General features: G+C 57.6%; 15 protein-coding genes and 1 pseudogene. 6 read left to right on the top strand and 10 right to left on the bottom strand.

From position 1 onward, the window contains the following. A pseudogene (locus ACQKP4_RS21495) lies at nucleotides 1–615 on the top strand (hypothetical protein); the annotation flags it as partial. A gap of 247 nt (nucleotides 616–862) precedes the next feature. Here the strand turns inward: ACQKP4_RS21495 and ACQKP4_RS21500 are convergent. From ACQKP4_RS21500 to ACQKP4_RS21535, 8 genes are all read right to left on the bottom strand, one after another. Continuing rightward, a complete protein-coding gene (locus tag ACQKP4_RS21500; RefSeq protein ID WP_427635620.1) occupies nucleotides 863–3,649 on the bottom strand; it encodes a hypothetical protein in 2,787 nt (928 codons plus the stop codon). After that, nucleotides 3,649–4,431, bottom strand: a complete 783-nt coding sequence (locus ACQKP4_RS21505) for a hypothetical protein (protein WP_427635621.1) — start codon at nucleotides 4,429–4,431, stop codon at nucleotides 3,649–3,651. The genes ACQKP4_RS21500 and ACQKP4_RS21505 overlap by 1 nt, the downstream gene beginning before the upstream one ends. Next, a complete protein-coding gene (locus tag ACQKP4_RS21510) occupies nucleotides 4,343–4,828 on the bottom strand; it encodes a hypothetical protein (RefSeq protein ID WP_427635622.1) in 486 nt (161 codons plus the stop codon). Before ACQKP4_RS21510 ends, ACQKP4_RS21505 begins: the two co-directional genes overlap by 89 nt. A 365-nt stretch (nucleotides 4,829–5,193) precedes the next feature. After that, complete coding sequence (locus ACQKP4_RS21515; protein WP_427635623.1) at nucleotides 5,194–7,575, bottom strand: efflux RND transporter permease subunit; 2,382 nt, start codon at nucleotides 7,573–7,575, stop codon at nucleotides 5,194–5,196. Next, nucleotides 7,572–8,693, bottom strand: a complete 1,122-nt coding sequence (locus ACQKP4_RS21520; RefSeq protein ID WP_262141214.1) for a WD40/YVTN/BNR-like repeat-containing protein — start codon at nucleotides 8,691–8,693, stop codon at nucleotides 7,572–7,574. The genes ACQKP4_RS21515 and ACQKP4_RS21520 overlap by 4 nt, the downstream gene beginning before the upstream one ends. Before the next feature lie 79 nt (nucleotides 8,694–8,772). Next, on the bottom strand, nucleotides 8,773–10,125 hold the full coding sequence (locus ACQKP4_RS21525) for a DUF1329 domain-containing protein (protein WP_262141215.1): 1,353 nt from the start codon (nucleotides 10,123–10,125) through the stop codon (nucleotides 8,773–8,775). A 26-nt stretch (nucleotides 10,126–10,151) separates the two neighbouring features. Then, on the bottom strand, nucleotides 10,152–12,050 hold the full coding sequence (locus ACQKP4_RS21530; RefSeq protein WP_262141216.1) for a DUF1302 domain-containing protein: 1,899 nt from the start codon (nucleotides 12,048–12,050) through the stop codon (nucleotides 10,152–10,154). A gap of 240 nt (nucleotides 12,051–12,290) precedes the next feature. Next, complete coding sequence (locus ACQKP4_RS21535; protein WP_427635624.1) at nucleotides 12,291–13,484, bottom strand: citrate/2-methylcitrate synthase; 1,194 nt, start codon at nucleotides 13,482–13,484, stop codon at nucleotides 12,291–12,293. A 123-nt stretch (nucleotides 13,485–13,607) separates the two neighbouring features. On the opposite strand from ACQKP4_RS21535, the gene ACQKP4_RS21540 reads away from it, so the two are divergent. From ACQKP4_RS21540 to mdtD, 5 genes are read left to right on the top strand one after another with little or no spacing between them, the layout of a single operon-like run. Beyond that, nucleotides 13,608–14,972 (top strand): acyclic terpene utilization AtuA family protein, encoded by a 1,365-nt coding sequence (locus ACQKP4_RS21540; protein ID WP_427635625.1) that lies wholly within the window; start codon nucleotides 13,608–13,610, stop codon nucleotides 14,970–14,972. Nucleotides 14,973–14,975: 3 nt separating this feature from the next. Then, complete coding sequence (locus ACQKP4_RS21545) at nucleotides 14,976–15,287, top strand: DUF4387 domain-containing protein (RefSeq protein ID WP_427635626.1); 312 nt, start codon at nucleotides 14,976–14,978, stop codon at nucleotides 15,285–15,287. 40 nt (nucleotides 15,288–15,327) lie between these two features. Beyond that, nucleotides 15,328–16,749, top strand: coding sequence for an MFS transporter (locus tag ACQKP4_RS21550; protein WP_427635627.1), 1,422 nt, complete (start codon nucleotides 15,328–15,330; stop codon nucleotides 16,747–16,749). Nucleotides 16,750–16,788: 39 nt separating this feature from the next. Then, the gene (locus tag ACQKP4_RS21555) at nucleotides 16,789–17,859 is read left to right on the top strand and encodes an alpha/beta hydrolase (RefSeq protein WP_427635628.1); all 1,071 of its coding nucleotides are present in this window, start codon (nucleotides 16,789–16,791) and stop codon (nucleotides 17,857–17,859) included. A gap of 28 nt (nucleotides 17,860–17,887) precedes the next feature. Continuing rightward, nucleotides 17,888–19,285 (top strand): multidrug transporter subunit MdtD, encoded by a 1,398-nt coding sequence (gene mdtD, locus ACQKP4_RS21560; RefSeq protein ID WP_427635629.1) that lies wholly within the window; start codon nucleotides 17,888–17,890, stop codon nucleotides 19,283–19,285. Nucleotides 19,286–19,477: 192 nt separating this feature from the next. On the opposite strand, the gene ACQKP4_RS21565 is transcribed toward mdtD, so the two are convergent. Together ACQKP4_RS21565 and ACQKP4_RS21570 are read right to left on the bottom strand one after the other, a co-directional pair. After that, nucleotides 19,478–20,824: a glutamine synthetase family protein gene (locus tag ACQKP4_RS21565; protein WP_427635630.1), complete on the bottom strand. Its 1,347-nt coding sequence runs from the start codon at nucleotides 20,822–20,824 to the stop codon at nucleotides 19,478–19,480. Between the two features lie 22 nt (nucleotides 20,825–20,846). Then, on the bottom strand, nucleotides 20,847–21,404 hold the full coding sequence (locus ACQKP4_RS21570; protein ID WP_427635631.1) for a helix-turn-helix domain-containing protein: 558 nt from the start codon (nucleotides 21,402–21,404) through the stop codon (nucleotides 20,847–20,849). Nucleotides 21,405–21,420: the final 16 nt, after the last annotated feature.

Here is a 21,420-nt window from a genome sequence, read left to right on the forward strand (position 1 = left end):
GCCTCGATGGCCTTGTCCGGTCGTGCGGCCGAAGCCCTGTTTGAACTTGGGGTGTACCAAGAGTGCTGCGACACCGGCAGAACTTTCGCTGCTGATTCGACTGCTGCCTCGCTCTACGCCGCTGACGGGCAACTGCTCCGCGCGGCACCTCGCAGACCAGAATGGCCAGGTTCGAAGGATGGCGTTGCCGTATTCCGTCCTGCGTTTGCGCAGATTCTGGAAAACACCGCGAACTCGCTGTGCAGCATTCGCAAAGGCCTGACGATCACTGCCATCGACGACAGTGGCGATTCAGCGCTGGTGACTTTTTCCGATGGTGAAACTCGCGCATTCGATCTGGTGATCGGAGCTGACGGTATCCACTCACACACCCGCAAAATGGTTTTCCCCGAGATTGGCGAGCCTGAGTACTCCGGCCAGATCAGCATTCGCTGGATGGTTCCTGGCCCGGCCATCGAGGGCGAAGGCTGGTACACAAGCGATGTCGGCAAAGTAGGCCCGATTCTGCAGATAGACAGGAGATCTCTTGTGAGGATAGCCAGTGGTATCCTTTTATCCTTAGATCTCAAGGCAATTTCTCTCTGGTTTTTGTACGAGCCGCTGCAGATCTCGTGAGCTGATACTTCAAAGACATCACAGACGACTCACAAGCTGCACCGGAGAGATACACGGATCGCTACATGGCTTTAATCGTCAATCGATAAAGTGCTTGAAGCCACGCTGACTCAATGAGCAAGACGGGGGTGGTGAGTTCTCATCAGTCCTTAGGGGTACATCTGTACTCCGTCACTATCCCGGTCTCCTCGGCCCTGACAACCTCCACTAGTGACCAGGGCATTTCCACACTGCTGGCAAAAAACGCCTATACCCACCCGCCCTCAGTCGTCATGGATGAAGGCCTGGTAGTTGCGATGATGACGTCGTCCTCTGGTGTCACCGTTGCCAGGTACCCCTCAGATTTCATCGCGCCCACCAACCTCTGATTTGACTCAGTGTTTCTTACCTTGATCTTCTTGACCTTCGAGCTCATGGTTTTAAAGTCCTCATCGTCGAGCAACGCCAGAGCTGCTGAAACGTCTGGCCACTTCATCCCTGAAAGACATTGTGTCAGCATTTCAGAGCGATGCTCCGGGATGAGGCTTGCGTTGCGAACCAGATGTCGCAGCACAGGCGTCAGCGAATCAGCAAACCTTTCGCCAGCTTGGTTGGCTAGCGCAGATACACGGCCGAGCTCAGGAACCGCTTCGGGTTTGCTTTCAATCTTCTCCAAGCTAAGCCCTGACCACATCTGAATTTTCAGTGTGAGTGGCAACGCTTTGCTTCTGCTCAGCGTGAGCATCGAGTCGAGTCGGAGCGAGCCGATATCGACCTCGGCTATTGCTAGATCCCACCGTTCAACCAGGTACTGGCCCTCGAGGTGTGGGCAAGTACTCAATACGATGTCCCTGACCTCCGAGCTGTATGGAAGGAATGATGAGGTCACCAGCATGACCCAGCGCCCCGCAGGTAAGACCGCTTTGATCATTGATAGATCTTGGAGCACGACTCCATCGAGCAATACCTTGAGCACGTCATTACTGATGCTGGGCGAGCTCAGAAGATACTGTTGCAGCGCCCAGTCTGCGCTCGTTGACTGCCACAGCGTTCCCTTGAGAACCGATGCATTCCGAGCGATGAAGGCGGTGAACACCGTTGTGGATTCCGATCCGATTTCTTCGCCCGAAACATGGCCGTCTGGCGCAATGAGTTTCTCAAAAAAGATCCACGCAGCGTCAGCTTTGGCCACCAGGCGATCACTTTCAAGTGCCTTTGCCCAAAGATGTCTTGGGGTGTCATTGAGAGTGTGCAAGTCACAGGTCGTGTGATCGAAGAGTCGATTTGTCAGGTCGTGATCTGTGTCCAGTTCTGCTAGTAAACTGGCCAAGGAATCGCTTGATTCATCCAGGACAGCAGACTGACCTAGCAATGCGCTACCGAGCTCATCGGCGTGAGATAGCAGATAATCACCGAGCCCATTGATGCCCAAAGCCTGCAGTCTACGCAGAGACACGATGCCCACATCTGCAGGTTCGGATTTGGCGTCTTTAGAATGCTGCCCAGCTTCCAACTTCGCGCATATCAGCGATAGCATTGGCAGGTTGATCTTCATGCAGCGCCATTCGATCAGCCTTTCGAGGTCTGCGAGACTCATCACATTGCCCAGTGAGGAGAACTGGATCGGGTACGTTCTGAGCCACGCCCAGGCTCCGGCATTGCTTTCCAATCCTGGTATCAGTCGAGATGCATCTTCCAAGCAGTCAATCGTAGGCACCAGATCCGTCAGAGCGTCATTGGCCAGGGCCTTGAAATTGGATTCCGACAGGTTATCGACGATTGCTTTGACTAACTTCTGACGGGACTCGCTTCCTTCAAAAACACCGCTTGCATCTCCGAGGTCACTCGCTTCGAAAAGCCGGAGAAACAGTTTTGGTTCCAGGCGGTAAACGGCCTGGATAAATCCCGCGATTTCTGTCCTGCTCAAAAGCTCGTGTACTACGAGGGCCATTCGCTCCGTGTGCTCGTTTAGGCCGCTTCTCAGCACGTGCCTTAACTGGGCGTCTGCTGCAGCGAATGAGAGTGAGGTTGGTCGGGCGCTGAGACAGGCGATCAAATCGACGATTATCCCCCTGCCCTCGTCCAGCTCATCACTTTTGAGCTTTTCAAGTACGTTGTACGGGTTGTCTACGGACGTGGATACCTCAAGCAGCACACCACGTCTGAGCGAAAGGATCAGGTCTTTATCTCCAGGCGTCAGCGATCCCTGATAGAAATAACCTAGGTAGTCCGTGTAGTCAGCATCGAGAAAGCCATGCTGCATCAGATAGCTCACGACGTCCAAGCCCTGGAGATTATTCCTTACAACCTCTCCATAGCCTTTCTTGACCGCAGAGGTAAACGACATCCTGTTGACCTGATCAGATTGGCTCTGCGCCGACGCGATCTCATCCGCTATCGTACTGAGCCGCCGCCCAAGCAAGAAATGGCGCCGTTCATAGGAAGTCGCCTTGAGCAGCTCTGCCGTCGGGACATTACGAGATGAGTTTTTGAATACCCGTCCGTATTGATCCGCAGCATACATTGAGAGGTGCCCGGCTTGATTCATTAACACGTCGAACACCTTGTCGGTCACAAACTGCTGCGGCGTGTACTGGGTACCGGTGATTATGACATGGGTTGCCGTGTCGATATCGGCCAACCGAAGGAGCGTGAACCATACGTAAGCCCTGAGTTCACTAACGTTGTTAGCCAACTCGGACACTCGCTCATCTCGCTCACGTCTTAAATCATCAAGCTGCTTGGCATGCGCCTCGTTTTGCTGGATTTTCCAGGCGTCGAGGCCCTTGATGACGCCATAAATCGCTCCTCGCCGTTTGACTAGGTCGGCATACGCTCCAGGGTGTAGGTTTCGAACCGCGACAATCGCAAACAGCTTGTCTGGTTCCAGACGTAGGCCGCTCGCAAGGATATTCGAGAACATATCGAACTCGTTGACGATATTTTTCACCAGTCGAAGGTCATCGATGTAATAGCAAACAGTTTCCACCAGTCGACGGTCGAGGTGCTCGCCCAACGGCTTTGATTTGAAGCTTCGACCGTTCAGAAGCTCCATCATTTTTCTTGGGAGTTTTCCGAGTTGATCACAGGGATCACGGGGACGATGAGGTCAAAAAACTTGGTTTTTTCGCCAACGACGAACATCTCATCGCGTAGCGCATAGACGAAGTAGACAGGTCGGTTCACCTGGGGTGACTGCTTGATGATGAAATTGATTTCTCGCAATCGGGTGAACACGTCATGAATCCCGAAACGGTCGAGATCCTCAATGATCACCACGTCAATGCTGCTGCGCTCGAAGCAGTAAATGATCTCGTCAATATTCTTGTGCAGTACGGAGCCATGGTGAGTGGTTTCCAGTTTGCCGCCTTTGAGCGTCAGTCCATCGATACTGAACAACGACGCCAGCCTCAGGCCCGCATGCAGGAAGTAAACGGTCCCCAGTGCGGCGACCGCTACGGCGAGAGAGCTCGGTATCCACATTAACCATTCTAGGATCCAGGCAGGTTCGATCTTAGGCAGCTTTTCAGCTATTGGGACGTACAGTCTCAGACCTGCCAAAATGAGGAAGCCATAGCAGATAGTTTTGAACCAGATCTTCAAGCCCGACGCTTGGTCTATCCTCTTAAGACGGGTCTTGGGGAGTGTCTTTGCAGGGACGGAATACAGTAGCTGCTGGACTATCGTCTCCTCGATCCGGGCAACGAGATCGGATTCGGCCTTATTTTCCTCGGATTTTGATTCTTGGTCAGCCTTGGCGTGTGACCCCGATGAGCGCGCAGATTCGGAGGGCGATGCTCCCCCCCCCAGCCACGCCGGCCTCAGTAACAAGCTCATAGGCCCCGGAAATTTCGTTGTCCTTGCCGAATGTGGCCAACGAAACAAACGCGTAGACAAACTCTGGGTGGCGGTGGACAAAGGTGCGAAGCACGCTGCTCTTCCCTGCCCCATACTCCCCCGTGATCGCAATGTTCCTAACCTGATCGTTCCTGAGGCCGTTTAGTAACTCGCGTTCATACCGATGGACTTTCCCTGGCTCAATAAGCACAGGAGTTAGCGGCTCAAACAGGTTTTCATGAGTAGGCGCGGCCAAAAACGCACATGCGGCCTTATAGGCGCTAACGGCTGCACGTGGATACCGCTTCAACGCGGCTATCTTACGGCGAGTCTCGTTGCTCCAAGCGTTATAGGCACCTAATGCCCGGTGATAGATTGCGCGCAAGCGAATGAACATCCGTGTCTCCAAGCAGGCTGGCGGCTACCAGGCATTCATCTGCCGAAGACTGAATGATCGATCTTGGGTCTGAGCGGGAAGGTGAACTTCTGGTGAGCCTCATACGAAGACTGAGATGATAGCTTACGGCCATATTCACCTGCGAACCCTTTGTTCAGCTTGTGGGTGCTTTGTGAACAGGCCCCAATTCCCTTGAGACCTCCAAGCCTTACAATTGAGGCTGTTAGGAGGTGCGGTGAGCAACCAGCTCTGGGACAAACCACATTGCTCAATTCTGAGCCTGCCAAAGATCACCCTATTTCCAACCAGACTCCAAAGAATGGTTTTTTGAAAACCAGCATCCATAGGCCTCTGGACTGCGAGCTTCACAGGCCGGGCGAGGAAACAGGTCTTCCCCCAGCCTTGCCAAAAACCAACACAGAAGCCAACGCTGGCGTCAGCACCAACGTCCCTATCATGTTCCAGATAAACAGCAGCATCAGCAGCATGCCCATGTCTGCCTGAAACTTGAGCGCCGAGAACATCCACGTCGCGACGCCCGCCGCCAGGGTCAACGCTGTAAATACAATCGAAGTCCCCGTGGTTTTCAGCGATTCAAGGAAAGCCTCCTGCGGTGCCAACCCCTGACGCAGAAAGCCTTCGAGCTTGCTGTACAGATAAATCCCGTAATCCACGCCAATCCCCACGCCCAGCGCGATCACCGGCAGCGTCGCAATCTTTACCCCCAGCCCCATCTTCGCCATCACGGCTTCGCACAGCACCGTCGACAGATACAGCGGCGCCATCAGCGCAAACGCTACTTTCAGCGAGCGGAACTCCCACCACACGACCGCCGTAATGATGATGAAGACCAGAATCAGCATCAGCGTTTCCGCACGTTCGATGACGATATTGGTTGCCGCCTCGATGCCTGCGCTGCCGGCGGCTTGCAACAGTTGCAGTTCACCCGTGTTGTTCTCGGCAGCGAAGGCGTTGACGGCGTTGACCACGCCGGTCAGGGTTTTTGCCTTGTGATCGGCGAGGTACAGGCTGATCGGTGCGGCGCTGCAATCACTGTTGATGAACTCGCTGGCGGCACCGGAGCGCGCGGTGTTCATCACGTAGGGATCACGCGACAATTCGGCCCATTTCGGGTTGCCTTCGTTGGTCGCCATGATCTTGAAACGCATGGCGTCGTATAGCGATTGCACCGATTCCACACCCGGCACCTGACGCATGTCGCGGGCAAAGCGGTTGGCCAGATCGGCGGCGGCGAATCGTGCGCATTGCTCTTGCGGGGTTTTGAAAATCACCACGTAAACGTCGGTGCTGGTGGTGTAGTGATCGAGCAGATACGCGTTGTCGAGGTTGTACCGCGCTTGCGGGCGAAACTCCGGTGCCCCCTTGTCGAGGTCGCCGATTTGCAAGGTCTGGCGCGCATGGTAGCCGTAGCCGAGCAACACCAGGCAAGCGAGAATCAATGGCCAGGCAAAGCGTGGCTCACAGACGCGCGACAGTCGGGTGAACAGCGGCCAAGTGTGGTTCATCCGCCGTTGTTGTTTGCGCAACCCGGCCGGGCTGACACCGACATACGACATCAACACCGGCAGCAGGAACATCTTGGTAAACAGCGCGACAAATACGCCGATGCTCGCGGTGATCGCCAATTGCTGGATCACGCCGATGTCGACCACCATCAAGGTGATGAAGCCAACAACGTCCGCCAACAATGCCGTCGAACCCGGGAGAAATAAAGCTCTGAATGTGCGGCGCGACGCCTGCAACGACGTCGCGCCATTGCCCACTTCCACCATCATCAGATTGATATTCTGCACGGCGTGGCTGATGCCGATGGCAAACACCAGAAACGGAACCAGAATCGAATACGGGTCGAGGCCGAGCCCAAACAGGCTGAGCAGGCCGAGTTGGCAAAGCACCGTCAGCAAACAGGTCAGTACGGTGACGGCGGTGCTTCGCCAGCAGCGGCAATAGGCGTACAGCAACAGCGTGATGAGCCCGACGGTGATGGCAAAGAACAGCGCAATATCGCCGAAAGCGGCCAACAGATCGCCAATGATCTGCGCGAAACCGATGACCCGGATATGCACGCCTTGGGCGTCGAAGCGCTCGCGCACCTGCTGTTCTAGATTCTGTGCGAGTACGCCGTAGTCCAGTGGTTTGCCGGTTTGCGGGTCGTTCTCCAACAGCGGCACGCGGATCACCACCGACTTGAAGTCGTTGCCGACAAAACTGCCGAGCATGTTGGCTCGAACAATGTTTTGCCTGACTTGCGCGAGTGCCTGCGGCCCGCCATCGTAATCATCCGGAATCACACGCCCGGCGCGGATGCCCTCGTTGGTGACTTCGGCCCACAACGCATTGGGCGTCCACAGTGACTTGAGGTTACCGCGATCGACGCCGGGCACGTAGAAGATCGCATCATTGATTTCGCGCAGGGTTTCAAGGAACGCCTTGTTGACGATATAGCCCTGCGGATTTTCCACTACGACGCGCAACACGTTACTTTGCGGGCGCAGTACATCTTCGAATTTCAGGTAGTTGGCTACAAAAGGATGATGCATCGGAATCATCCGGCTGAAACTGGCATCCGGGCGCAACGACAGCGCGGCGAATCCGAGCAACAACGACACCAGAGCAAACACAACGAGTACCGTTTTGCGGTAGCCGAACAATGCATGTTCAAGATGCCCGACCAAACGCGCAGCGAGGCCTGCGTGATGCACATCGACATTCAGATTGGCGTTCATTGCAGGTGCTCCTTGAGCTCTGCCAAGGATTGGACTTTAAGACCTGCGCTGCCGATCAGCGCGACTTGCGAGGCGGACATCTGCCCCACGCCAAGTAACGGCAAGCGGCTGGGCGAACGCCAGACTTTGAAGTGTTCGCCGTCGTCGCTGTACAACACCATGCCACCCTGCCCGGCCAGCAAAACACTGCCGTCCACAAGTTGCTGCCCGCCATACAGCGCGGCTTTGACTGGGTTGACCAGTGCTTGCCAAGTGGCGCCGGTGTCGTGGCTGGTAAACAGCACGCCGCCAAACCCCATGGCCAATACGTTGCCGTTTTTCAACGCCAACAGTTTGTAGATAGATGCAGGCCCAAGCGTGATCGGTGTTTGCCAGTGCGCACCGTTGTCCGCCGAGCGATACACGCGCCCGCCCTCACCCGCGATCAACAAGGTGCCATCGGCCAGACCGAGAATCGCATTCAGGTGCAAGCGATCCGGGTTGTCCACGCGAGACTGATATTGCCAACGACGGCCAGCATCGACCGTCGACAACAACACTCCGTAAGAACCCACCGCCCAACCTTGATTGGCATCGCGAAACCACACGTCGAGCAAGGGCCGCGACGCGCCGCCGGCAGTCGCCGCCTTGGCGTCGTCGACCGCGAACTGCGCATTTTCCAGCGAGAGGCCTAGCGTGCTGTCATCCGGATGCGCGGCTTTTTCTTCACGCAGTCGCTTCACTTCACCTTCGGCAGACTCATTGAGCAGCGCGTTGATCTCGTTGCCGTCGAGCTGCTTTTGCCAGGTCTCGCCGCCGTCAGCGCTGTGCAGAATCACCCCGTCATGCCCCACCGCCCAGCCGTTTTGGCCGTCGACGAAATGCACGGCCGTCAGCAACAAATCCACGGGCACTTGGGCTTGTTCGACCCGGCCATCCGCGCCGAGCAACAGAATATGGCCGCCGTCACCGACCATCACCTGGCGGTCGGGCAATGTCTGAATCGACGTCAGCGCCGAGCGACTGGCCGCATCCGACATCGGCGACGGGCGTTGCAGACGATCCGGGGCCGCAACGACCAGACTTGCGCTCAACAAGAACGCCAAGCCCAGTGCCGGCGGCGAAATCAAACTTTTCATCGCGAAGTTGTCTCTGGAATAAAGGGCGCAACACTCGACGTGGCCGTTTGCACGACCACGCTTATTCACTCGTCAGCTATCAGTTACCGGCACGGCGCAGGGCCGCCGGGCTGAAGTCCTGCAAGGTCGTGTGTACGCCGAAACGCTCGGCACGTTCCTGGTTGGCCAGGCCGTTGACCACGTAGCTGCGCGATTGCAGGTCGTAAGCCACGTCGCTGATGGCGATGCTCGACAGAACATCGAAACGCTGCAACGAATGCGCTTCCTGCATGCGCCACAATTCACCGCGACCATCGAACAAGTCAGTGGCCAGAATCGCCCAGCTGTCTTCGTCGATGTACAGCGTGCGCTTGCCATAGATGTGGCGCGCACCTGGCTTCAACGTCCCTTCCACCACCCACACGCGGTGGGTTTCATAGCGGATCAGATCCTGATTGAGATGCTCTGGCTTGACGATGTCGCTGTACTGCAACGCGCGGTCGGCGAGCTTGTAGGTGTTGTAGGCAACGAGCATTTCTTTCTTGCCTGCCAGCTTCCATTCGTAGCGATCGGAAGCGCCGCTGTACATGTCGTACATGTCATAGGTGCGCAGCCCATCGGACAAACCGTCAAAACTGTCGTAACCCAACTCGGGCGCGCGCATGACGCGGCGTTGCCCCGGGTTGTACTGCCAGGCCAGACGCGGTTCCTTGACCTGATCCATCGGCTCGTGCAGCAGCGTTTGTTGGCCGGCAACGCTGTCCGGCCCGGTCACTTTGAGCAGGTAGTAATACAGCCGATTCGGTTCCGGATTGCCCAGCGCCGAGGCCATGGCGAGTGTTGCGTCGCGATGGATCACGGTGTAGTTGCCGCCCGGTTTGACCACCATTTCCGTCGGAAAATATTGGTAGCCTCCTTGGCGATAGCGCGCCAAGTGGTTGTAGAGCAACTCCTGCGGCTTGGTCGGAATCGGGAACGGCACGCTGGTTTTCTCGTAGTTGGCCATGCCCGAGCCGCTGTCATTGAGGACGACCTTGCCGGCCTCCTGCTTGATTTGCGCATACTCACTGGCCGGCAACGCGACTGATCGATGGGTCGGGTAAACGTTCATCTTGTAGTCGGGAAACTTCTGCAGCATGGCCTTATAGCCAGCGCTCAACTGATTGGCGTATTGGCCCATGTTGGCGGCAGTGATCGTGTACAGCGGCTTGTCATTGGCGTACGGGTCACCATAACTTTTACCGGCGACATAACCTGGTGGCGCCTGGGTCAGACCACCGGTCCAGGCCGGAATTGTTCCGCTGGCATTACCGGACATCTGCGCACCGAACGGTGTCAGATCCTGGCCCAGGCGTGCCACATCGGCGGCACTTGCTTGAGCCAGCGCCATGGCGCTGAGGACGGAGAGCATGCTGCCCATAGCCGTCAGGCAAATCATTTTTGTTGTTGTCATTGGATGCCTCGTTGTCCGAATGCTGGTTAGAAACCCATGCTCACGCTGAGCGCGACGAAGTCTTTGTCGGTTGACGCCCACGGCGAGCTTCCACTGCCAGACCACGAAAGGTCAGCGGAGTATTTCTGCAGGTAATCAGCCTTGACGCCCACTGATCCGGCGATGCGCCCTTCAATGAAGTTGCTGTCGTACGAATAACCCTGCAAATCCTGACCAAAGGCCACGTAAGGCGAGACGTTGACGCCGGCCAGCAGCGAGTTGTAGGTCAGCTGTGCGCGCAGGCGATACCCCGAAGAAAACTTTGTGGTGTAGCCGTCTTTCGAGCAGCCGAGCTTGGCGTATTGAGGATTGGATCGTGTTCCCAGTGCGCAACCCAGCGCACTGCCGTTGGACAGGTCGGAGCCATACTGGTCGGTGCGGTTGAAGCGCGCTTCGTCCAGGCTCGGCAGGTTGTTCATGTACTTCATGCCGAACTCGCCGACCAGGTTCAATGCGTTGGCACCCAACACGTTCTGGAACGACTTGACCGCGCCAATCGACATCTGGGTGACTTTCAGGCGTTCATAACCGTTGACCACCGTGCCCGGCGCGTAGTTTTGATAGGCCTGGTCCGCGAGGGTGATACCCAGTGCCCGGCCCAGATCCGGCGGCAATGCGGCGAACCCGGCGATCAGGTCAGCACTAGCCAACTGCACCGGTTGGTTGGGGCGATAGCTCACTTCGCCGAACACCGACGTACTCAACAACGTGGTGGAAAAGCTCAGGCCGAAAATACGCACATCTTCCGGATAGCTGACGTCGTAAGCACCGTTGCCTGCCGCCAGCTCAGGGCTGCTGGTCGGGCTGACCCAACCCGGATAAGGCCCGGAGGCAATCGAACGCGTGCCGATCACCGAGTTGGAATACGGCGTGCGCGAGTGAATGTTCATCGCGTACACGCCGAATTCAGTATCAAGCGTGTCTGAGAAATAGCGTAAGGCCGCACCGAACTGGCCCATGTCTCGCGGCTCTTTATCTGGACCGCGCTGGATGATCTGGCCATTGGCGAAGGATTCGCGATCGTTGGCGCCGGCGCGTGGCACGCCGTAGCAACCGTCAGGAATGTAGTCATTGGTCGAAAAGAATGTGCCGCAGCCTTCGAGCACGGTTTTGCGCCACTCCAACTGATAGAAGGACTCCACGCTCAGGCTGTCGGTCAAACCGAAGTTGCCGTACAGCATCGGCACCGGAAGCAAGCCTTCCTTCAGTTGCGAACCCGGACGGCGCAGGGCCGCGACGTCGATCGGGTTGACGGCATTGATACCGTTCTGGAAGAACAGGCCTTCACCCCAGTTCACCACTTGATTACCGAGGCGGACATTGAGCGGACGGCCGTCAATGTCGTAGTTGCCGTACACATAGGCATCCAGCAACTCGACGCCCTGGAACTTGGCAAGCTTATCGTAGTGATCGTCGTTGAGCGTGTGATTGGGCTGGTAACCGTTGGCGGAGCTGCCGTAGTCGACTTCCTTGTGATTAAGGGTGTAGTCGTACCAAGCCTTGCCGCGCAGGAATAATCCGTAGTTCTGCCATTTGAGCTCGGTTTCCGCCAGCAAGGTCACCGGCGAAGAAACCACTTCGCCAGGTTTGTGGAAGTTCAGGCGACTGTCGTCCGACGTGCGCCCGCCGCCGTTGCTGAACTGGCCGGCATGGCCATAACCGATGCTGTTGGCGCTGCCCTGGTTGATCGCCGAGGTCGTCGGGCTTTGTGTACTCCAGATCGCGCCGGCGGTGATGTTGCCGTTGTAGCGACCGGTGATGTCACCGAATTCGAAATCGTCGGCGTGGACGCTGAACGAAATGGCGCAGGCTAACGGGGTCAAGGCCAGCAATGTGGTGCCGAGCCAAGGGGAGTCAGTAAATGACAGACGCGTGCGTGGTGACATGCAGCAGCTCCTATTATTTTTGTTTTGAGTTGTGGTGCGGCATTTCGTGATCGTCACTCAGGCTTAAACATTGACGAATACAAAATACATTGATTTAAACTTGACGACGGCGAGCCTAATCAATCAAGTAATCAGTGTAAATCTGTACGAATTTTGTCAATGCTGAGGGCTGTGCGAAGCGGCGATGGCGACCGTGACTCAATAGGAGTGCAAAGCCCGCACGTGGCGGGCTGGGGAGGATTAGTCCGGCAGGATGCCGGTGTATTTAGCGCGGGGGCGGATCAGCGTTTGGTGGTGATATTGCTCGCTGGCATGGGCCAGCCAGCCGATTACCCGGCCGATTCCCGGCAACGCCAACTCGCGCCCTTCGAGCTTGAGTTTGCGCCCGACGAAGCTGAGTAGCAGGATGAAATCCGGTGGTTGCTGAAGCAATTCCTGGGCGATCTGCGCGGCTTTCAGCAAGCGTTGAAACTCAATATCGCCGGCGAACAAATCTTGCAGCGTCAGCCACAGGCTTTGCGCCCTAGGGTCGGCGACACCGTGCATGTTCGAGCCAAAACCGGGGATCGCCTCCCCTTCCCGGTAACGCTGCAACACCGGATCCTGAGGATTGTGCGCTGTACAGATTTCTTCCAGCAGACGACCAACGGTTTCACCGCGACTGTAGGCAAGTCGCCGCCCACGCGAAGCAGCCAGCCCGATGATCGCCGCGTAGTACGGTGTAACGCCGGTATTGGCGGCTGCGCGCACGGTGTAGGTCGACGGGTCGAGTTCGTGATCCATCGACAGAATGACCACCTGGCGTACCAGGTCTTCGAACGCGCTATCTACCCCCAAGGCGTTCACGATAAACGTCGGCAACGGTTGCGTACTGGGCCCGTCGGCGCCGACCATCAGCGCCGCCAGCCAACGCACAACGTCGACACCGGTGCGGGCATAGCCTTCGGGCGACAGGTCGTAAGCCTTGGGGTTTTCCCGCTCGATCAATGGGAACAAGGCAATGGCTTTTTCGACCGGGTGCATCTCCGCGTACGCCTTCAGCAACGGGGTTGCAGCTTTCGGGCGCTTGGGCAACGTGTCACCGAACGCTCCCGGCGATTGCCACATCAGTTCGGCCACTTCTTCAACGCTGGCAGTCTCCGCCAATTGCGCGACATCTTGGCCCCGGTAGTACAAACCTTTGTCGGTCAACAGCGTGATCGCACTTGAAGCAGCGACGCGCGGAGGCTCGGTCACCGTGGTGATCACATCGTTTTTCGGCTTGGCCAAACGCTGAATATCCGCTGCCCAATATCGGCGACTGCGCGAACCATCAACCTTCAATGAACGAATGTTTTTGCGACTGACGTAGGCGTACAGCGTCGCCAGGCTGATGCCAAGAATCGCCGCAGCCTCGTCGGCGGACAGGTATAAACCGTCTTCAGGAGTTTCCATTTCAGGCTCTCGGGTTGATGAATTTTGTACAGATTTACAGCGTGCAGACTGCACTATATCTTCGCCCCAACAAAAATAAAGTACATATATTGATCTATATATGTAGGCGTAAAGGGGAGCATTGTGGAAATACGCGTTCTGGCACCTACCGGCGTAATCGGCGCCGGCTTCAAGGCAACTTCTCTGGACCGGGGCCTCGCCCTCGCCCCTCATGTCATCGCCTGCGATGCCGGTTCCACGGATTCCGGCCCTTCAGCCCTGGGCAGTGGCCGCGCCAAACTCTCACGCGATGCCTGCAAACGTGATTTGCGTCTGCTGTTACTGGGCCGAGACAAACTGCAAGTCCCTTTGATCATCGGTTCCTGCGGCACCAGCGGACGCGACAGCGGCGTCGACTGGATGGCTGACATCGCCCTGGAAATTGCTGACGAAGAAGGCCTGCATTTCAAACTCGGTCTGATCTACGCCGACCAGCCCGCTGCCTATTTGCACCAGCGCCTTGAACAAGGCCGGATCAAACCGCTCAACCCTGCGCCAATACTGGACGCCGCCGTTATCGATAGCAGCCACATCGTCGGCATGATGGGCACCGAACCGTTGAGCGCAGCACTCGATCAAGGCGCGCAAGTCATTCTCGCCGGTCGCGCCAGTGATTCGGCGTTGTACGCCGTGGTGCCGGAGCGCATGGGCGCCGATCGTGGGCTGACCTGGCACGCCGCCAAGACCATCGAGTGCGGCGCGGCGTGCTGCGTCAACCCGGCAGCCGATGGCTTGATCGCCTATATCCGCGACGATCATTTCGAAATCGAGCCGCTGGATCTTGAAGCTAAAGTCACTCCACTATCGGTCGCGGCGCACACCCTTTATGAGAACGCCAACCCATACCTGCTGACTGAGCCGTCCGGCGTCGTCGACACCGAAGCCGCCGTCTATACGGCGCTCAGCGATCGCACGGTGAAAGTCAGTGGTTCGGCATTTCACCCGGCGGATGTCTATACGATCAAACTGGAAGGCGCGCAGCCCAACGGTTTTCAGACCGTGGTGGTCGGCGGGATTCGCGATCCCAACGTGTTTATGGCGCTGGATAAACTGCTGCCCAAAGCCCAGCAATACTTCAACGCGCGCATCGCCGACCTGTTCGGCGGCCGCTTACAGCCGGGCGACTACGACATCAATTTCCGCCTGTATGGCATGGGCGTGGTGATGGGCTCGCTGGAAGTCGAGAAGGCGCCCTCGCCCAACGAAATCGGCGTACTGATCACCGTGACTGCGCCGACCCAGGAATACGCCAGCAAGATCGCCAGTTTCGTCGCCCACGTCAGCGCACACCTGCCGGTGCCGGGCTACGAAGGCTTGATCAGCACCATCGCTTACCCGTTCTCGCCACCGGAAATGGAGCGCGGCCAGGTCTATCGCTTCAGCGTCAACCACGTGCTGCTCCCCGACAATCCGCTGGAAATGTTCCGCACCAAGCTCTTGGAGGTTTGACCCATGACCACTGTTTCGCAACTCTGCAGCCTGGTGCGTTCGAAGAACGCCGGTCCGTTTGTATTGACCTTCGACCTGATGTTCACCAACGAAGACAACTACGCCCGGGTACGGCGCACGCAGCCAATCACTCGCGCCCTGCTGGCGGAGATTTATCAGCAGAAAGAAGAAGACATCGTGCTGGTCTATCACGATGCTGCGCGCGCGATCAAAGCGTCGTTCCCGCGCCCGGTGTATCAAGGCGAACTCGCCGACAGCGACTGCTACGGCGGCCAACAGTACGTGCCGCTGTTGTCCATCGCCGTTCCGGAGTAAGTCGGTTTAGCCAGACTCACACGATAATAAGGATAAAAAAATGAGTGCTGCTTTAGGTTCTGTCGCGACCGCCACGCCCAGTGCGCTGAGTGGTGAAATGATCGCTGCGCGCCTTGACCGGTTGCCGGCCAGCAAAAGCCTCTGGCGTTTCGTCACGCTGTTGGCGCTCGGTGGTTTCTTTGAAACCTTCGAGATGTTTTCCACCTCGTTCGTCATCCCCGGGATGGTACGCAGTGGCGTGCTGTTGAGCACCACCGACAGCTTCTTTGCCCTCAACGGCGCGGCGGCTTACATTGCCGCAACCTTTATCGGGCTGTTCATCGGCACGCTGGGGTTCGGCATGATCGCCGACAAGTTTGGCCGTCGTGCGGTGTTCACTTACGCCCTGATCGGCTATGCCTTGTGTTCGCTGATCATGGCTTGCCAGACCGGCCCGCTGGGCTTGAACTTCTGGCGCCTGATGACCGCGATTGGCCTCGGAGTCGAGGTGATTGCCATCGACGCTTACCTGAGTGAACTGGTGCCGCCGACCCTGCGCGGACGCGCATTTGCCATCAACCGGATCATGTCCTATCTGGCAGTTCCAGCCTGCGGCATCACCGCCTACCTGTTTGTGCCGCATGAACCGCTGGGCATTGATGGCTGGCGTTGGGTGATCGCCATTGGCGCAGTCGGTTCGTTGCTGGTGTGGGTGCTGCGGCGCAAGCTGCCAGAAAGCGCGCGCTGGCTGGCAGACAAAGGTCGTTTGCAAGAAGCCGATGCCGAAGTCAGCCGCATGGAGCGTGGGGTTGAGCAGGAAACCGGCCGGCCGCTGCCTGTGGCGATCCCGACGACCAAGGTGCAGGTGGTACACAAAAGCAGTTTCCGCGAGCTATGGAGCCCGCGTTACCGCACACGCACGATCATGCTGGTGCTCTTTCACGTATTCCAGGCCATGGGCATTTATGGCTTCCTGAATTGGGCACCAACATTTCTCATCGAACAGGGTGTGACGGTTAGCAAAAGCCTGGCGTATACGGTGGTGATGGGATGCAGCGCACCGCTGGGACCGATTCTGGCGCTGTTCTTTGCGGATCGCATCGAGCGCAAATGGCAGATCGTTTTTGGTGCCATGCTGATCGCTGTCGCGGGCCTGTCGTTTGCCGAGTTCCGTATGCCGCTGCTGATCATTGCCTGCGGCGGTCTGTTGACCATGGGCACAACGATTCTTTCGGTCGGCTATCACGCTTATCAGTCGGAACTGTATCCGACGCGGATTCGCGCGATGGCGGTAGGTTTTGTCTATTCCACCGGCCGCCTCGGTGGCAGTCTCAGCGGTTTCATGATTGCCTTCACCATGGGTCACTTCGGCGTGCAGTCCGCGCTGATTGCGGTGGCTGGGTGCATGGTCATCTGTGCCCTGTCGGTGGCATTGTTAGGGCCGCTCACCCGTGACCAGACGCTCGAACAGATCAACGACTGAAACCTGTGTGTTTTTTCAACCGTTGTTTGGATGTGAATGATGAATAACAACAAGACTGAAACCATTGCCCACGACTTTTTCTACGTCGGCGGTGAATACATAGGCCCGCCCGGCAAAGAAGTCATGAGCGGGCAGATGTATGTCGAGGTACTCAGGCCCGCCACGGTGACGCGCCGCTATCCGCTGGTGTTCGTGCATGGCACCGCGCAAACCGCGACCAACTGGCTGAAAACCCCCGACGGTCGCCCGGGCTGGGCGAGGATCTTCGTCGAACTCGGCTATGAGGTTTATCTGGTTGATCAGCCAGCGCGTGGCCGCTCGCCTTGGCACGCGCAACTGGACGGTGAGTTGAGTGTTGCCCCGGTGGTGGTTGTCGAGCGCTACTTCACCGCCACCACTCAAGGTGAATGGCCGCAAGCGAAGAAGCACACGCAGTGGCCCGGCACCGGTCGCAAAGGCGATCCAGTGTTCGATGCTTTTTACGCCACGCATGTTCCTTACATTGCCGACAGTGCAAAAAGTCAGCAATTGTTCCAGAACGCCGGGGCGGCGTTGCTGGATAAAATCGGTGAAGCGATTCTGATTACCCATTCGCAGTCGGGGCCTTATGGCTGGCTGCTGGCGGATGTCCGCCCGTCCTTGGTGAAAGCCGTGGTGTCCATCGAGCCACAAGGCCCGCCGGTGGTGAACATGTCAATGCAGCAGGCGCAGAAAGGCGAAAGCCAGACGCTGGACGACACACCGCGCCGTCGCTGGGGCATTGCCGACATTGAGTTGACCTACGCGCCGCCATTGCTCGCAGACCAGCAATTGGCGGTGGTTCACAGCCCAGCCACTCGCGCCGATCGGCTGCCCGGCTGGTTGCAGCAGGAACCGGCGCGGCAATTGATCAATCTGCAAGCCATCCCGTTTCTGATCGTCACTGGCGAAGCGTCCTTCCATGCGCTTTACGACCACGCGACTGCCGCGTATCTGCAACAGGCCGGCGTGCCGGTGACTCACTGGCAGCTCGAAGAGTTTGGCATCACCGGCAACGGTCACATGCTGATGCTGGAGCATAACAGCGCGGAAATTGCCGAGCGCCTGAACCTATGGATCGCTGATATTTGAGCCGTGTTGCCTCACAGGAACCCCGTGGATGTTAACCACAGAAGTAACACCGCAAACCAGCCGTTCGTTGTTGTGGCTGGTGGCGGGCGGCCTTTTCATGCTCACCCTCGATGCCACGATCGTCACTACCGCGCTGCCGGCGATGGCGCTAAACCTTGGTGAAAGTCCGCTGAGCATGCAGTCGGTCATCGTCGCCTACGTGATGACCATGGCCTTGCTGATTCCGGCCTCGGGTTGGCTGGCGGATCGTTTCGGCACACGGCGCACTTACATCACGGCGATTGCTTTGTTCACCGTGGGTTCGCTGTGCTGCGGGATAGCGCAATCGCTTGATCAATTGCTGATTGCTCGCGTCCTTCAGGGCGTGGGCAGTGCGCTGATGTTGCCGGTCGGCCGGCTGGCGGTGATCCGTATGTTTACCGGCAGCCGCCTGTTGCCGGCGATCAGCTTTGTCACTATTCCCAGCCTCATCGGCCCTTTGATCGGCCCGGCACTGGGCGGCTGGATGGTACAGTTCGCCAGCTGGCAGTGGATTTTTCTGATCAACGTACCGGTGGGATTTCTTGGCGTACTCGGCGCCTGGAAATACATGCCCGGGCAACCGTTGGCCGGGCTCGGGCGTTTCGATTTCGTTGGCTACGGCTTGCTGGGCGCGGGTATGTTCTGCCTCACCCTTGCACTGGATGGCATTGCCAGTTTCGGTTTTGACTGGCGCGTGGCATCGACGTTGGCTATAGCCGGTCTGGCTGCCCTTGCGGGCTATTGGCAACATGCTCGTCGCCATCAAGCGCCGCTGTACCCGCTGAACTTATTAACCGTCGACAGTTTGCGCATTGGCTTGGTCGGCAATTTCGTCGCACGCCTAGGCTGCTCGTCGACGCCGTTTTTGCTGCCACTGTTCCTGCAAGTCGCGCAAGGCTACTCTCCGCTCAACGCCGGGTTACTGATGCTCCCCGTCGCATTGACCGGCATCGCCGTGAAGTCATTGACCAACCGGCTGGTGACGCGCATGGGATACCGGTGCTTTCTGGTCACCAACACTTTGCTCATCGGCTTGACCATCAGCAGCTTCGCGATCGGGCACGAGCCACGGGGTGTTGCGTTGCAAGTGTTGGCGCTATGCATTTTCGGCGCGCTGAATTCCCTGCAACTCACCGCCATGAGCACGCTGACGCTCAAGGATCTTGGCCCCCACCAGACCAGCAGCGGCAACAGCGCGCTGACCATGGTGCAAATGTTGTCCATGGGCATGGGGGTGTCATGTGCAGGGGGACTGCTAGTGTTTTTCAGCCACTGGTTTGCGGGGAATCCTGAAGTGATAGGCATGGCGTTTCACGCTACATTCGCTTTCATGGGCGCTCTAACACTGTTTTCAACAGGGATATTCTGGCGATTGAAGACCAACCCGGTAATGGGAAGCAGCTAAACATTTGAATGATGATCTCCGCTAACTGTTTTACGCGTAATGACGAGCTGGTGTCGATTATGGAAGCGGCCACCTCCGATGCCTGGCAACTTGAACGGGAATAGTATTCACCTGCCAGGCATACATCGATGCCCTTCTCCCGCTTTTGACCGGTTTCAGCCTTGCACGACTACGCCCGTCACTGCCAACCCATCACAAATACCACCGATATTCCCGCGCACTGATCTCCTGCATAAACGCCAAATGATCCTGGCGTTTGTTCTCGCAATACACATCCACAAACTCGGCGCCCAAACCTTCCCGTAACTGCGGCTGATGCTGCATCGCCCTCACCGCTTCAAACATTTCCGTCGGAAAACCAACCCCGCTGCCGCGATCCTCATTCAACGGTGCGATCGGCTCCTTGCCCGATTCCAGCCCATGTTCCAACCCCACCAAAATCGCCGCCAACACCAGATACGGATTCGCATCCGCCCCTGCCAGCCGATATTCAATACGCAGGTTCTTCTCATCCGACTCAGGAATACGCAAACACGCATCACGATCTTCGTAGCCCCAACTCGCTTTCGTCGCCGTGTTCACCGTACCGCCCAAACGCCGCATGGCATTCTGGTTTGGTGCGAAGATCGACATGCTGTGGGGCAACAGTTCCAGGCACCCGGCGATTGCATGGCGCAGTGGTTGTTGCTGGTTGGCCGCGAGCAGATTATTGCCGGTCGCGTCATAGAGGCTGACATGCACATGCATGCCGCTGCCCGGATGCTGCAAGTACGGTTTGGCCATGAAACTGGCGCGGTAGCCGTGCTTGAGGGCAACGCCACGGGTGCTGCGGCAGAACAGAGCGGCCCAGTCGGCGGCGCGTAAACCGTCGTCGAGGTGGCCGAAGTTGATTTCAAACTGGCCGGGGCCCAGTTCAGCGGTGATCACTGTGGCGTCGATGCCTTGAGCGCGAGTGGCTTCGACCATTTCGTCGAGCACCGGCGCGAAGCGAGACAAACGCTCGATGTGCATGTTCGGTTGATCGTCGGCGTCGTCGGTCAGGTTGTCTCGGGGGAACTGCGGTAAGCCGTCACGCAGTTTTTTGTCGAACAGATAGAACTCGAGCTCGAAGGCGACGACGGGATAAATCCCTTTACATGCCAGCCGATTGAGCACCTGCGCCAGCACTTCGCGGGGTTCGAATTCGATCGGTTTTTCGGTGCCGTCCGAGGTGATCAGCATCTGGCCCAGTGGCTGGGCTTCCCAGGTTACAGGTTTGAGTGTGCCCGGCACCAATCGGCGTACGGCGTCCGGGTCGCCATCGTTGAAGCAGTAGTCGCCAATCTTGAACAACCCGCCCTGCACGCCGAGCAATACGCAGTTTTGCGGCAATTTGAGTGCGCTGCCGCCGGCGACTTTTTCGAGCATGTCCACGGGGTAGCGTTTGCCGTAAAAGTGCCCCGCAATGTCCAGGGAAATCAGGTCGACATAACGCACCTCGGGGTAGCGTTGGCGAAAAGCACGCACTTCAGCCAGCAAGTCAGCGCAGACAGCGTCCATCGTGTTGATCCTTTTATTGTTATCAGGTGTAGACCCACAGCACGCGGGTGAGCTGGTCGGTGAGGTTGCCGTAGCGGCAACGGGTGTGGCTATCGAATTGAAAGCTGTCGCCAGCCATTAACGTGGCAGGTTCCTCGTCATCGCCCAGCCACAGGGTCAATTCGCCTTCAAGCACGTAACCGCCCTGCTCCGAGCTGTCGCTCAAGTGCCGGTCGCCGCTGCTCGCGCCGGCTTCCAGATGACTTTCAAGCATCGAGAACGAGGCGCGCATCTGCGGTGAAACCAGAATGTCGGTGATGCCGTTGGCGTAATACAGCGTGCGGCGTTCGTCCGGCCGGGTTACCCACGGCAGTTCCTTGGCTTTGGGCAAACTGTAAAAATAGGTGGTTGGCACGCCGAAGGTTTCGCTGATCGCCGTCAGGTCCGCCACCGTCGGCCGCGACAAGCCGCGCTCGACTTGAGACAGAAATCCCACCGAACGGCCGATCTTGTCGGCCAGTTCCTTCAGGGTGCATTTCTTGTGCTTGCGCAGGTCGTGGATCAGGATCGCCAGCGCGGCGATTTCTTCTTGCTTGTTCATGGCTGGAATTCCGGAA

Source organism: Pseudomonas sp. NPDC086278 (assembly GCF_050280905.1).
GTDB lineage: Bacteria > Pseudomonadota > Gammaproteobacteria > Pseudomonadales > Pseudomonadaceae > Aquipseudomonas.